The sequence below is a fragment of the Streptosporangium amethystogenes subsp. fukuiense genome (assembly GCF_042665875.1).
Classification (GTDB): domain Bacteria; phylum Actinomycetota; class Actinomycetes; order Streptosporangiales; family Streptosporangiaceae; genus Streptosporangium; species Streptosporangium fukuiense.
The window spans coordinates 2,517,314-2,530,966 of the sequence record NZ_JBHTEE010000001.1; the positions used below are offsets into that span (position 1 = coordinate 2,517,314).

Sequence of the window (13,653 nt, forward strand, 5' to 3'; positions counted from 1 at the left end):
TCCTCGGCAGTCGCACTGGAACTACGCCGTGAGCAGTCGCGACCCGTCATGCCGCAGAGGCCCACGAGTCCTCGACAAAACCATCACAAGTGGGGCCAAGTGCGCCACAAGGGCGAACAATCACCATCGGTGACCAATCCGGCATTTCGGACATTTCTTATGAAGGAGCATGCTGCGAGGAGGGCACGAAATGGAGTAAACCCGGCAGGAGCGATCCCCGACGGCCACGTGAACCGCAGTGGCAGAAGGGCCGAGCGCGAACCGTCTTGACATTTTTTCACCCGCACAGGGGCCCGAAGCCCGGCGTGAACCCTACCGCACATCACCGAACCGCGCCGACTGTACGGCCTGGAATGAGGAATTTATTTTGAAGAGCCTTATCAGGCGCGCCTTCGCGCGATGGGTGGCGTTGTCGCTGGCCACTGCGATGGTCGGCGCTCTCGCCCCACCCGCGCACGCGATCGCCGTATCCCCGCCGGAACCGTCTCCGGGTAAGGAGGCGGCAGCCTCCGCCTCCAACAGCCCATTCATCGATCTCGGCAGCCTTAAAACGATCCAGGGCCTGGTCGGAGGCATCAACAACAAGGGGCAGGTCGCTTCGGCGATCAACCGCACGTCGAACCCGATAGAGGCGAAGCTCGGAGCCGTGCTGTTCTCCGGGGGCTCTTTCACGGACATTCACGCGAGCCTTGGCGACGTCGGCTACAGTCGCGCCCGGGACGTCAATGACGACGGCACCGTGGTCGGCACCTATGGTGCCCATTCGCAGTCCTTCGTCTTCAAAGACGGTGCGGTAACGCGCATAGACCCGCCGCTGGCGACGGCCATCAACAACAAGGGGCAAGTCGTGGGCCCGGGATGGATACGGGACGCCGACGGCTCCGTGCTGAGACTTCAATCCTGGAAAAATCAGCGCATCGAGGCCTCTTCGCTGAACAACTCCGGCTCCGTGGTCGGTGGCGCGGACATGAACCCCGATCCAAAAGTGGTGGACTACCGGGCCTTCCGCACCAGACCCGGCGAGCCGGTCAACCCCACACGAGACCGCCTGGAGTACATGGGAAGCACGATCGCGTTCGACATCAACGACAAAGGACAGGTCGCAGGCTACGGGACGGATATGGACGATGGCTACGTCCCGCTGATCTGGGATGCGAACGGCACGCCCGAGGTTCAACAGACAAGCTGGGGCGGCATGGTGGATGCGATCAACAACGCGGGCATCGGGGTCGGAAGGATGTACGAACAAAATCGCACATTGACGGCCGCGATATACACGGAGGGGCGCGGCATCGACCTGAACACTTTCGTGAGGGGAAATACCAGATTGACATTGACGGCGGCGACCGGGATCAACGACGCCAACCAGGTCACCGGCATCGCAAAGGATTCCGACAACGTCGCCCATGCTTTCCTGCTCGACCTGGGAGCCCCCTTCCCGGAAGTCAAGTGGATAGATATCCAAAGCGCGAGATATCCAAATGAAAGCGATTATTCGGAAGTCAATGGTGCAGTTGTCGACGGCAACGCGATGCGCATCGGCATCGCCCTCAAGAACGCAAGTCCACACCCCGTGACCGTACAACTGCAGGCATATCATTCTCCTGATCCCGGGCATGACAACCTGGGAACGCCCATACTGGATGAACCACAGGAAGAATCCATCCCGCCGCTGGCCTCACGAGACACGTATTTGAAATGGTCACCGAAGAAGACCTCCGGAATCGCCTGGGAAAAGGGCGAGCCGGTCTCACGCCGCTACGTGAAAATACAGCTCCTCGTCGGCGGTGTCGAGAAAGCCTACGTCGAAAAGCATTTCGACGTCATACCGAAGCCGACGGTCCTGGTGCACGGCTGGAAGAGTGACGCCCAGGCCGCCTGGAACGACACCGGCGAGATCCTCAAAAAGATACATCCTCAAATGGGGGTGTTCGCGATCGGCGACGGCCAGTTCGACGAGCACGGCGGCACACTCGACACCGGCACAGATTCGGAGCCGTTCAAGCGTACCAAAATGCTCTGGGAGAACGTCGATGAGATGGCAAAGTACATCGAGAACGTGCGCAAGCGGACGGGCGCGTTCCAGGTCGATGTCATCGCTCATTCGATGGGCGGACTGATCGCCCGGCAGTACATCCAGACCAAGATGCCGCGCGTGGGAGGCACACCATCCTTCACAACCGGCCGGCCCGCGGTGAACCGGATGCTGCAGATGGGCACCCCCAACATGGGAAGTTGTCTCGCGGACATACTCGTGGAGGCGGCCAACCTGTGGGGCGCTCCCGTTCCGTACTTCCCGGCCACGTACGAGCTCACCACGGATTACATGGACGGTGTGTTCAATCGTGAGTATCTGGATCTCAAAGACGTGCGGCCCTCCAACCTGGTGGGCGTGGGCAGGGCGGTGCTCTGTGGCCTGACTCCCCCTGACGGTGACGGAATCGTTCCGGTGTTCAGTTCACGGTTCATCTACCCGGACATCCCCAGGACCGACACGGCGCACACGTCGATGACCTCCTCAGAGCAGGACTTCCTCTCCTACATCAAGCCGCGGCTCGCCATGGCGCCGGGCACGACCGGCACCGCGGAGCCGACCGGCCCCGGACTGAGGAATGACGCCACCGTCGAGTCCGGCATGAAGTCGACCGCGAAGCCCGGCGCGGAAACCGCAGCCGAGGCCACCGGCGATGCGGACGTGATGTCGACGTTCGCCGCATCGTCGACCGCGGTGGAGCCGGGCCAGACGGTGAGCGTGCCGTTGAACGTTCCGCAGGGCACGGCGTTCGGTGTGACGGGGGTGCTGCCGTCGACGGTGGGGCTGGTGTTGCGTGATCCGTCCGGCAAGCCGGCCGCGCAGTACGCGGCGGGCAGCGAGCAGGCCAAGCAGCCGATTCAGGGGTTGAGCGTGGCCGATCCGCAGGCGGGCACGTGGAAGCTGGAGATCACGAATTCCGCGGCCGAGCCGGTCACGGCCACCCTGGGAGCCTGGATCACGGGTAACCCGGTGAAAGTGTCGGTGATGAAGGCCGAGCAGTCCTCTGACGAGGGCCGGGTGCGGGTGATCGCCGGTGTGACCGACGCCGGTGCGCCGGTTACCGGTGCGCCGGTGAAGGCCATCCTGCTCGGGATGGACGGCACACGCCATGAGGTGGCGTTGGAGGACGACGGGAACAACGACGACGGCGTGTACGGCGGTACATCCGAACCCCTGGCCGACGGCGTGTACGCCATCACCGTCAGGGCCGACACCGCGGCGGGGTTGCGGAGCGCGCGTGGTGTGGTCGAGGTGAAGAAGCCGGACCTGCGGGAGTTCGAGCTGACGCTGTCGGCGCAGCCGGGAGGTTCGGTGTCGGCGTCGCCGGCGCGGGATGTCCACCGGTCCGGAAGCGAGGTGACGATCAGCGCGACGGCGGATGCGGGGCGGATGCCGCTGGGGTGGACCGTTGATGGTGAAGAGCGCCCTGCCGGGACGTTGAAACTGGTGATGGACGGCCCGCATACGGTGGTGGCGCGGTTCGGGTCCTATACGGTGACCGAGCTGGGCGGTGCCGGGGGCGCGGGGGCGTGGGCCACACGCGCGGTGGCGTTGAACGATCGTGGTCAGGTCGCGGCCACGGTGATGTACGGGACGCACGCGCAAAAGAGCCGGGCGGTGCGTTGGCAGGGGGGTGAGTTCACCGAGCTGGGTGGCCTGCCCTGCACCGATGGTTCCCCTCCCCCTGAGCAGTGTCATGTGGAGGCCACGGGGATCAACGAGGCAGGGGATGTCTCGGGCTTCGCGGTCACCTCGGTGGGAGAGGACAAGGCGCAGCGCGCCGTGCTGTTCGGCAAGGATGGCGAGGTCACCGATCTGCAACGGTCCGGGTCCGGCGTGGCCGTGGACGTGAACGACAACGGTCAGGTGTTCGGCGCCAAGGACGGTGAGCTGGTGATGTGGGACAGGGGGAGCGCGGTTCAGCTGCCGGCCTCACCGCCGTTCTACGACAACGTTTACCGTAATACTCCGGGCTATCCCAGCCCGGCGTTGCCGCGGATCAACGCGCGTGGCGCCGTGGCCGGTGCGTATGTGTATGAGACGGGCGTCTTCGGGGATCCGGTCGGCTGGAGTCCGGCGGTCTACCAGGACGGGGTCACCACCGAACTGGCGCCGCAGACCTCGGATTGCCGGCACAACCACGGCGTCGCGTATGACATCAACAATGCCGGTGTCGCGGTGGGTGCGATGATGTGCGCTGTTCACACTCAGCAGCACGCCTATGTGTGGCGGGACGGCCGGGCGACCGATCTGGGCGCGGGGGATGCGAGCGCGGTCAGCGACAGTGGTCTGGTGGTCGGTCGTGCGATCGATCCGGACGCCTCCACTCCGGCCAGGACGGTCTATGAGCCGGTGGCGTGGTTGGAGGGCGCCAAGTTCCCGTTGGCGGATCTGTTGCCTCGGCCGTTGTGCCCGCAGGAGGAGGCCGACACGAAGGTGCCGTGTGTGGGCCTGTCGTGGTTGTACGACGTCAATTCCTCGGGGCAGATCGTGGCGCAGGGTTTCGTCCGTGACCGTTCGGCCTCGCAGGAGGGGTTTGTCCAGTCTCCGCGGTCGTTCCTGCTGACCCCGACGACGGCGCGGGCGAATCTGGAGGTGAGCGCGACGGTGTCGGCCGGTGAGCCGGGGCCGACCTCGACGGTGACCTGGACGGCCACGGTGACCAACAAGGGGAATGACAGCGCGACCGATGTCCGACTGGATGTGTTCGTTCCGCAAGGGGTCACCGGCGCGGCCTGTGAGACCTGGCGGGGCGTGTGCGCGCCGATCAAAGGCGGGTTCCGTAACGCGGTCAAGGTGCTGGAGCCGGGGTGGTCGGCCACCGTTGAGGTGAGTGCGATCGTCCCGGCCGGTGCCGCTGAGGGCACCGAGTTGAAGACAAAGGTGATGGCGGCCAGCCTGGCGGTGTCCGACCCCGAGATCGACGACAATGGGACGGAGGTCGTCTCGAAGGTTCGTCCGCTGTTGAACACCGTGGGGGTCAACTGGCCGGAGCCGGTGCAGGTGGGTCAGGTCAGCCATTCTTATGTGGTGAAGTTGACCAACCGGCTGAACGACCCGATTCCGTTGAAGGGGATCGCGGTCAGTGGGCCGTTCACCCAGACCAACGCCTGTCCGGTGGAGTTGGCGGTCGGTCAGGTGTGCGCGGTGGAGGTCGCGTTCGCTCCCACTGTGGAGGGGGCGGCCAGTGGGGCGCTGACGTTCACCACCGCTGATGATGCGCAGCCGGCGTTCACCGTGCCGTTGACCGGTCAGGGTGCCAAGGCGGGCAGCACGCCGGTGGTGCAGGTGCCGGCCGAACCGGTGCGGGGTCAGGTGGGCAAACCGTTCACTTTGGAGGTTTCCTTCACCGATTCCGATTCCGATGCCGATTCCGATGCCGCGGAGACTCATAGCGCTGAGGTCGCTTGGGGTGATGGGCAGCCGGTGCCGGCGGAGGTGGTCCGGCGGCCCGGTGGGGGCATCGTCCGAGTGACCCGGACGTTCAACGATTCACGTACCGGTAACGCGTTGGTGATGGTCACCGATGGCAGTGGTAAGACCGGCACGGCCGGGGTGCCATATGTGATCGAGGAAGCGGCCCCCAACCAGCCGCCGAGGGTGCTCGACGGAGAATCCGATGTTGAGCTCACGGTGGGCGAGACGCTGCGGCGCACCGTGACCTTCACCGACCCGGACTCCACCTCCTGGACGATCACGGTGGACTACGGCGACGGGTCCGGCCCGCGGCCGGTGACGCCCACCGCCGCCAAGCAGATCACGCTGGAGCACCAGTGGGCCACCCCCGGGACCTATCCGGTCACGGTGAAGATCACCGACGACGGCGGCCTGGAAACCGCGGCCGCCTTCCAGGCCACGGTCAAGGCGGTGGAGACCCCGAACCAGCCCCCTGCGGTGAGCTTGACCGGGCCGGACACCATCGCGGAGGGCTCGGCGTGGCGGGCGGAGGGATCGTTCGACGACGGCGACTCCACCTCCTGGACGGCGACGGTGGACTACGGCGACGGCACCGGGCCCAGAGAGCTGACGCTGGAGGGCAAGCGGCTGAAGCTGGAGCACACCGCGGCCGACGACGGTGAGCGCACCGTCACGGTGTCGGTGACCGACGACAAGGGCGCGACCGGCACCGCGACGCTGAAACTCCAGGTGACCAACGCCGCGCCGCAGGTGACCCTGAAGGAACCGGCGGTGGAGAAGGTCGTGCCGGCGGGCAAGGCGGTGCCGCTCAGCGCGTCGTTCACCGACCCCGGCGCCGCCGACACCCACACCGCCACCTGGACCGTCGGCGGGCGGCAGGTGACCGGTGCGGTGGCCGAACACGGCGGCACGGGCACCGTCAGCGGGTCACACGTGTTCACCAAGGCCGGGCGCTACCCGATCTCGGTGACCGTGGCCGACGACGACGGCGGTGCGGCCACCGCCGACTCCATCGGCGGAAAGGTAGTGTACGTGCTGGTCTACGGCCCGGCGGGGTCGCTGGTCGGGGCCGGTCAGACGGTCTCTCCCGCCGGGGCGTGCAAGCTCGGCGGCGAGTGCGCGAAGGAGGGCAAGGCGACCTTCACCGTCACTGCCTGCTACCGCCACAAGGACACCGTCCCCAGTGGTGTGCTGCACTACAAGGCCCCCGGGTTCGACCTGCGGGACACCGCCTACACCGTGCTCGTCGCCTCCGGCGGCACCGCGATCCTGCGCGGAGAGGGAAAGGTCAACAAGACCGTCGACGTCACCTACGAGATCACCGCGGTCGACTCCGGCAAACCGGCCGACCGCACCGACAAACTGCTGGTCAGAGTCTGGAAGAAGAACGGAGAGCTCATCTACGACAACAGCACCTCGCCCTCACCGGTGAGCGGCGTCATCCGCGTCAGCGGCTGAGACTGACACGTCCGTAGTCCTCGGCCCCCTCGGCTGGGGCCACGGGCATCCGGCCATCCTCGAATCCGCCGGACGACCACGGGCCGACCTGTCCGTGCCCTTCGGCAACGATCGCCGCGTTTCCCACCGGCCGACACGTTACGTGCGGCTTGGAATGTCTCGCTCCGTCTCGCCCTCGCGCCACGGCGTGGACCCGGACACCGCGAGACGGCTCACCCGGGGGCAGCTACGAGACCCAAAAAAGATTCGGACGGCGATGTCGAGAATTCGTGGCCGGTTCCGTCCCCGCAGTGAACGCGACCACAATGGGTCGCACCAGCACCGAGGAGAACCACGATGGCCAAATATCTACTGCTCAAGCACTACCGCGGCGCCCCGGCTTCGGTCAACGACGTGCGCATGGACCAGTGGACGCCAGAGGAGATCTCGGCCCACGTGCAGTACATGAACGACTTCGCGGCCCGGCTTGAGGAGACCGGCGAGTTCGTCGACGGTCAGGCGCTCGCCCCCGAGGGGGCGTGGGTCCGCTACGACGGCGAGGGGCGCCCGCCGGTCACCGACGGACCGTTCGCCGAGACCAAGGACCTCATCGCCGGCTGGATGGTGATCGACGTCGACAGCTACGAGCGCGCCGTCGAGCTGGCCGGGGAGCTGTCGGCCGCCCCTGGGGCGGGCGGGAAGCCGATCCACGAGTGGCTCGAGGTGCGCCCGTTCCTGACCGCGCCGCCCACCATCACGGAATGACCTCATCATGAACGAGGCCCTGCTGAGGAGCCTCACGCCGAGCGTGCTCGGAATCCTCGTCCGCCGCGGAGCAGACTTCGCGGCGGCCGAGGACGCCGTGCAGGACGCGCTGGTCGAGGCGGTCCGCGTCTGGCCGGCCGACCCACCGCGGGACCCGAAGGGCTGGCTGGTCACCGCGGCCTGGCGCAAGTTCCTCGACGCGACCCGGGCGGACGCCGCCCGCCGCCGGCGTGAGGACCTCGTCGACGAGGAGCCGGCGCCCGGGCCCGCGCCCGCGGTGGACGACACGCTCCAGCTCTACTTCCTGTGCGCCCACCCGTCGCTGACGCCGTCGTCCGCGGTCGCGCTCACGCTGCGCGCCGTCGGCGGGCTGACCACCCGCCAGATCGCCCAGGCCTACCTGGTGCCCGAGGCGACCATGGCGCAGCGCATCAGCCGGGCCAAGCGCACCGTCTCCGGCGTGCGGTTCGACCAGCCCGGCGACGTCGCCACCGTGCTGCGCGTCCTCTACCTGGTCTTCAACGAGGGCTACTCCGGCGACGTCGACCTCGCCGCCGAGGCCATCTGGCTCACCCGGCGGCTCGCGGCCGCGATCGACCACCCCGAGGTGGCGGGGCTGCTCGCCCTCATGTTGCTCCACCACGCCCGGCGTACCGCCCGGACCGCGTCCGACGGCAGCCTGGTGCCGCTCGCCGAACAGGACCGCGGCCGGTGGGACACCGCGTTGATCGCCGAGGGCGTCGGGATCCTGCAGGCGGCCCTCGCCCGTGACCGGCTGGGCGAGTTCCAGGCCCAGGCCGCCATCGCGGCACTCCACGCTGACGCGCCCACCGCCGAGGAGACCGACTGGGTGCAGATCGTCGAGTGGTACGACGAACTCGCGTGCCTGACCGACAGCCCGGTCGTCCGGCTCAACCGCGCGGTCGCCGTCGGGGAGGCCGACGGACCGCGCGCCGGCCTGGCGGCGCTCGCGGCGCTGGACGACTCACTGCCCCGCCACACCGCGGTGGCGGCGTACCTCCACGAGCGCGACGGCGACCTGGCGACGGCGGCACGGCTGTACGCCGAGGCGGCCCACAAGGCACCCAACCTCGCCGAGCGCGGCCACCTGACGCGCCAGGCCGCCCGGCTCAACGCCCGCCGGTGTCGCTGACGGGTCGCGCTCGGATTCTCCCGCAGCACTTGGAGCAGCCTCGCGGCCAGAGCGATCGTCTCGAAGTGGGTAGGCGGGTCGAGACCAGCCGCACGACGCGTTACTGGCGGGGCAGCTTCGCGACGACAGGCGCGCTGGAGACGTGCTGTCTCAAAGGTGACCTATCAGCTCAGCGAGGCGCTGGATAGCGGCGAGCCAGGTGACCCGGAACCCGCTTTCCTGGCTTCCTTCTCGTCATCCTGTCGAACGCCGGAAGGCACCCGTCAATTCTGGCCCGTAAGTGTCGATCTAACCAGCGAGGAGCTTACTGACCGCCTGGTGGGAGACTCCAAGTAGCAAGCCGATGTCCCGATGGGGAAGCCCCTGCTCGTGCAGACGGCGCGCGGCCTCGCGTGAACGACTGACCGCGTCATCACGCAATCGGTCCGCCTCCCGGCGAATCTCCCTGGTCCGCGCGACCTCCGCGGCGAGTTCCTCCCCCAGGACGGGAACCACCGTGATCCGCCAAGCGGCCACGGCCGGGTCGTCGATGTCGAAGCGAAGGGCCAGTAGATCGCGCACCGTCTCCTCGGCCTGATCGAGCCGCCGCACTTGAGTATGCGCCGGGCGCCGCAATCCCGGCCCTTCGATCTCCAGCGCCCACCAGCCACCGGACCGCTGGGCCGTGACCCGGAACTCATTCACTTGGCCTCCTCCTCGTCATCCTGGCTCATGTCCTGTTGAGCTTCGGCGAGTAGTGCGTCCCACTCCTTGAGAATGCCCTTGGCCGTCAACTCGTTGACTTCGGCATGACGCGGCACGATGACCGCGTCTCCTCGGACATACCACTTGTCATGGCTGCCACCATGCACATCGGGCGTCTTCGAGAACTCGAAGCCGTACCGCTTGGCCAGGCGAGCCATCCGACTAAGCAGCTCGTTCCGTTTCATTCAGCATAGTCAAGGTGGTTGCCAGCATCAAGACAACCAGCTTGCCTAAATATCCTGCTAGATCCCAAATACTACGGATCCGGCGTTCGGCGACTACGAGCGCCCGCGCCGGTTCGACCACGTGCGCAGAAAGCCGACCGCCGGCATCGTCAGGTGCGGGCACGCCCTTCGGCAGCTGAACACTCCTCCCCCAGCGCTGCTCGACGAGCACCGGATACAACACTCGGAGATGTTCCAAGAGCAGCGGAAACCTCAGGGCGGTGTGTGCTAGAAAAGGCGCGTCGGCCCAGCTCATGAGGGATTTCCCAGAGATCGGCAAGCCCGGGTGAGCAAGCGCGCCAGCACGACAGGCCATGCCACGGCGCCCAGAGCCGGTCACCCGGAGAAAGAAAGACGGCCCCAAGCCGGTGCTACCAACACCGTCTCAGGGCCTTGATCCATTCACCCTGCTAGCACAGGAGAAAGATCCATGCTCGACTGTACCCGCGCGCCCGCGCCCGTATCAAACATCCTCTCCCGCCAGGCGACCGTCTCCTCGGTCTCGGAGGGCGGGCGATGAGCATCCGGCAGGCGAAGCCGCCCTCCGACCACTTCACCCGGATCTCCAACCTCTGGATCCGTGACCTGCGGCTGTCCTGGAAGGCGCGCGGCCTGCTGGCCTGGCTGACCTCGCACGCGACCGGCTTCCGCGTCTCGGAGAAGACCATCGTCTGCGCCGCCCCGGACGGCCGGGACGCGGCCCGGACCGCCATCGCGGAACTGGAGACGTACGGCTACCTGGTACGCGAACGCGCACGGGGCCACGACGGCAGACTCGGCGGCGTCACCTACATCATCTGCGACCCCTGGTCACCACAACCCACCGCCGACGAGTCCGCGCCGGAAAACCCGCTGTTGGCCCCGACCAGCACGAACACCCTAAAACCCCAGGCCGCGACCTACGCCGGGAAAACCAACGCGGGGAAACCCGCCCGTATAAGAAGACCAGCAAAGCAAGAAGACCAGACCCCCGAGAAGATCAGCGAAAACCCCTCTCTTCTCGCCGTAGGCGAGCCTGCGGACCGTAGAGGGCCGGGCACCGCACCGACGCCTGCGGCGAACCCGGAAGAACTGTCCCGAACGGCCGCCGAACTGCTCGGCAAGCTGCCCGACCACTACCGCCGCGCCCCGGCCTGGCTACGCTCCCGGCTGCTGAAAAGGATCTCCGAGGCTCTTCTACGGCACTCCCCGTCGGCCATCGCCGACTACTGCGCCAAGTTCGTCGATGATCCCGCCTTCGGCGACTACGAGCATCTGCGCCGCTTCGACGACGTGCTCAGAAAACTGGCCGCCGACATCGCCGACGGCACCGCCTGCCCCGGCTGCGGACACGACCCCCGCCATCCGTTCTGCGACACGGAGGTGGGAGATAAGGCCGCCCGGCCAGGCTCCGAGGTCCCCCGCATCCGTCCCGCGAGGCGAAATCGGCACCGGTCGCCGCTCACCGCGTAGACGACGGCCCCACTTCGTAGCCGTCAGAAAACGATCACACTAAGTTCGGATCTTCAGGTGGGTCGTAGTCTTCGGAGGCCGTTTTCAGATCGCGGCCAGGCCCGCAGTGATGTTCGCCGCCGGCGTGTTCCGTGCCCGGTTCCAGGAGGTCCCGGCCCACAGGTGCAGCGTCTCGGCGTCCCCGCGGACCGCCGCGGCGCGCCGCAGCGGTGCCGTCAGGTGGTGGACCTGCGGGTAGGCCGCAGGTGCCCGGCTGGAGTACTCCGTCATGAATCGGTTGACCAGGCCGCGCGCCGGGCGTCCGGTGAAGGCTCTGGTAACGGCGGTGCGGGTGAAGCGGGGATCGGTCAGCGCCGCACGGTGGACCACGCCGGTGCCGCTCTCGGGACAGAGCAGGAAAGCAGTGCCCGCCACAGCCGCGACCGCTCCCGCGGACAGGACCCGGGAGACGTCGGCGGCCGAGGCGACACCGCCGGCCGCGATGAGGGGAAGCCGTGACACCTCCCGTACCTGGGACAGCAAGCGCTCCAAGCTCATGGCCTCGGCGTCCGCATTGGTGAACGAGCCGCGGTGGCCCCCCGCCTCCTCACCTTGGACACACAGCACATCGGCCGCCGAAGCCAGTCGTGCCTCGGCCGCCGACGTCACCGTGACCACCACGGTGGTCCCCCTACGGCGGAACGCCTGGATCAGCTCGTTCTCCGGGCAACCGAACGTGAACCCCACCAGCGCGGGCGGATCCGTCAACAGATCCGCGACCTTGGCAGTGAAATCGTCATCGCCTCCGCGCGGGACTCCCAAAGTGGTGCTCAGCCGCTGCGCCTCCCGCTCTATGACCCGCGCATAGCCGTCGATCTCAGCCTGATCGACTTCATCGGCCGTAGGCATGAACACATTCACCCCGAACGGACGGGACGTGAGCTCGCGCGCCCGCTTGATCTCCTGGCGCATCTGCGTGGCCGTCTTGTAGCCGGCCGCGAGAAACCCCAGAGCACCGGCTTCGGACACAGCGGCGGCCAGTTCGGGCGTGGACGCCCCGCCGGCCATGGGAGCCTGCACGACCGGCAGCCTGAACGGCCACGGCACCGGATCGGACATCGACACCTCCTCCCTCAGCGCCCTGTGGTCTCACCACAGGCGCCGCGACGGTGAACCGAGCACACCACGGGCGATCCGTCAGGCTCTGGAAGCCTATGCCACCTCACCTGCGAGTTCGAGGTAGCTCCAGGTCAGGCGCCTAATACGACGTTCCGCACCGGAAGTACAGATCCACTGTCAGGAAGGCGGGACCGGCAATCTCGGTTTCCCCGCAGCGCCTTCGCAACCTCCGCCGAGGAACGGAGCATCAACCGCGCCGATGACCCGCTATTGCCCGCCCGAACGCGCCGCAGCCGGAATCATCGGCCCGTAGCCGGTGCCGCGCCTACGGATGTGGTGGACGCGGGGCGTCGGGCAGGTACGAACGACGACATCACCGGGCGCCTGACCGTGCGGACCCCAGGGAGACCGGTCGTCCTGGGGTGAAGGAAACGAGCAGGTGGTCGAGGCCGGCTTCGGAGAAGGCGGCGTGCACGTCCGTCCGGTCCTCGGTGAAGTGGGTCCAGCCCTCGACATGGAGCGGCACGACCTGCCGGGCTTTCAGCAGGCGTGCGGCGATCATCATCTCGGTGGCGTTCAGGGTGAGCCGCCCGTCGATCATGGGCGTGCGGACGGCGCCGCCGAACAGCAGCGCGATGTCGACGACCGGGAACCGCCCGGCGATGAGCTCCACGTACTCCAGCGAGGCGTTGTCCCCGCTGATGTAGACGGTGGGCAGCCCGTCGCCGGTGAGCACGAAGCCGGTGACCTGGCCGACGACGGGCTCGCATCCCGGCGGGCCGTGCAGGGCGGGAACGGCGGTGACGCGAACCCGGCCGACGTCGTGGTGCTGCCAGGGGTGCAGCGGGGTGACCCCGATGCGCGCGGCGGCCTCGGGCGTGCTCAGGGTCAGCGGCGCGGCGGACATCATCTGGCGCCCCAGGCCGTCCAGGTTGTCGGGGTGCTGGTCGTGGCTGAGCAGTACCAGGTCCACCGGGCCGACGTCGGCAGGGGAAAGGGCCGGGCCGGTGGTCTTGGTGAGCGTGAGCGGCCCGGCGGGGTGATCTCCCGGCGGATCGAAGGTCGGATCGGTGAGGATGCGCAGCCCGCCGAGTTCCAGCAGGGCCGTCGGGCCGCCGATCACGGTGATGGTGGTCGTCATGGACGGCTCCGTTCGCTGCGCGGTCGGGCATCGTCCGGATCATCTGGACCCGTCTTCCGCACGTGACCCGATCGACCCGGGATGATCACTCGCAGTAGTAGATCAGATACATCCGCCGACCCGCAACGACCTGGCACGCTCGGCGTGGGGCCGGTGGCCCCACGCCGAGCGTTGACCGGGGAGTCCC

The 13,653-nt window shown here is 67.5% G+C and carries 9 protein-coding genes; 4 read left to right on the forward strand and 5 right to left on the reverse strand.

Annotated elements, in window-relative coordinates; genetic code table 11:
- Window positions 1-367: 367 nt before the first annotated feature.
- The 3 genes from ACFQVD_RS11005 to ACFQVD_RS11015 all read left to right on the forward strand — a co-directional run bounded on the left by ACFQVD_RS11005 (window position 368) and on the right by ACFQVD_RS11015 (window position 8,807).
- Window positions 368-6,910: a PKD domain-containing protein gene (locus ACFQVD_RS11005; RefSeq protein ID WP_343965955.1), complete on the forward strand. Its 6,543-nt coding sequence runs from the start codon at window positions 368-370 to the stop codon at window positions 6,908-6,910.
- A 336-nt stretch (window positions 6,911-7,246) separates the two neighbouring features.
- Complete coding sequence (locus ACFQVD_RS11010; RefSeq protein WP_343965957.1) at window positions 7,247-7,654, forward strand: YciI family protein; 408 nt, start codon at window positions 7,247-7,249, stop codon at window positions 7,652-7,654.
- A 7-nt stretch (window positions 7,655-7,661) separates the two neighbouring features.
- A complete protein-coding gene (locus ACFQVD_RS11015) occupies window positions 7,662-8,807 on the forward strand; it encodes an RNA polymerase sigma factor (protein WP_364153539.1) in 1,146 nt (381 codons plus the stop codon).
- A 288-nt stretch (window positions 8,808-9,095) separates the two neighbouring features.
- On the opposite strand, the gene ACFQVD_RS11020 is transcribed toward ACFQVD_RS11015, so the two are convergent.
- From ACFQVD_RS11020 to ACFQVD_RS11030, 3 genes are read right to left on the reverse strand one after another with little or no spacing between them, the layout of a single operon-like run.
- A complete protein-coding gene (locus tag ACFQVD_RS11020) occupies window positions 9,096-9,491 on the reverse strand; it encodes a hypothetical protein (RefSeq protein WP_343965962.1) in 396 nt (131 codons plus the stop codon).
- The gene (locus ACFQVD_RS11025; RefSeq protein WP_386271010.1) at window positions 9,488-9,709 is read right to left on the reverse strand and encodes a hypothetical protein; all 222 of its coding nucleotides are present in this window, start codon (window positions 9,707-9,709) and stop codon (window positions 9,488-9,490) included. Before ACFQVD_RS11025 ends, ACFQVD_RS11020 begins: the two co-directional genes overlap by 4 nt.
- 4 nt (window positions 9,710-9,713) lie before the next feature.
- Window positions 9,714-10,031 carry a hypothetical protein gene (locus tag ACFQVD_RS11030; RefSeq protein ID WP_343965967.1) on the reverse strand — a complete coding sequence of 106 codons (318 nt, stop codon included), beginning with the start codon at window positions 10,029-10,031 and terminating at the stop codon, window positions 9,714-9,716.
- 260 nt (window positions 10,032-10,291) lie between these two features.
- Between ACFQVD_RS11030 and ACFQVD_RS11035 the strand changes: the two genes are divergently transcribed.
- Window positions 10,292-11,227: a hypothetical protein gene (locus tag ACFQVD_RS11035; protein WP_343965969.1), complete on the forward strand. Its 936-nt coding sequence runs from the start codon at window positions 10,292-10,294 to the stop codon at window positions 11,225-11,227.
- Window positions 11,228-11,311: 84 nt separating this feature from the next.
- Here the strand turns inward: ACFQVD_RS11035 and ACFQVD_RS11040 are convergent, their stop codons facing one another.
- On the reverse strand, window positions 11,312-12,325 hold the full coding sequence (locus ACFQVD_RS11040) for a nitronate monooxygenase (protein WP_343965971.1): 1,014 nt from the start codon (window positions 12,323-12,325) through the stop codon (window positions 11,312-11,314).
- Window positions 12,326-12,698: 373 nt separating this feature from the next.
- A complete protein-coding gene (locus tag ACFQVD_RS11045) occupies window positions 12,699-13,466 on the reverse strand; it encodes an MBL fold metallo-hydrolase (RefSeq protein ID WP_343965973.1) in 768 nt (255 codons plus the stop codon).
- Between the last annotated feature and the right edge of the window lie 187 nt (window positions 13,467-13,653).

What these genes read in the sequence shown, in the direction of transcription:
- ACFQVD_RS11010 (WP_343965957.1), top strand. Translation starts at nt 7,247, where the DNA reads ATGGCCAAATATCTACTGCTCAAGCACTACCGCGGCGCCCCGGCTTCG.
- ACFQVD_RS11015 (WP_364153539.1), top strand. Translation starts at nt 7,662, where the DNA reads ATGAACGAGGCCCTGCTGAGGAGCCTCACGCCGAGCGTGCTCGGAATC.
- ACFQVD_RS11025 (WP_386271010.1), bottom strand. Translation starts at nt 9,709, where the DNA reads ATGGCTCGCCTGGCCAAGCGGTACGGCTTCGAGTTCTCGAAGACGCCC.
- ACFQVD_RS11030 (WP_343965967.1), bottom strand. Translation starts at nt 10,031, where the DNA reads ATGAGCTGGGCCGACGCGCCTTTTCTAGCACACACCGCCCTGAGGTTT.
- ACFQVD_RS11035 (WP_343965969.1), top strand. Translation starts at nt 10,292, where the DNA reads ATGAGCATCCGGCAGGCGAAGCCGCCCTCCGACCACTTCACCCGGATC.
- ACFQVD_RS11040 (WP_343965971.1), bottom strand. Translation starts at nt 12,325, where the DNA reads ATGTCCGATCCGGTGCCGTGGCCGTTCAGGCTGCCGGTCGTGCAGGCT.
- ACFQVD_RS11045 (WP_343965973.1), bottom strand. Translation starts at nt 13,466, where the DNA reads ATGACGACCACCATCACCGTGATCGGCGGCCCGACGGCCCTGCTGGAA.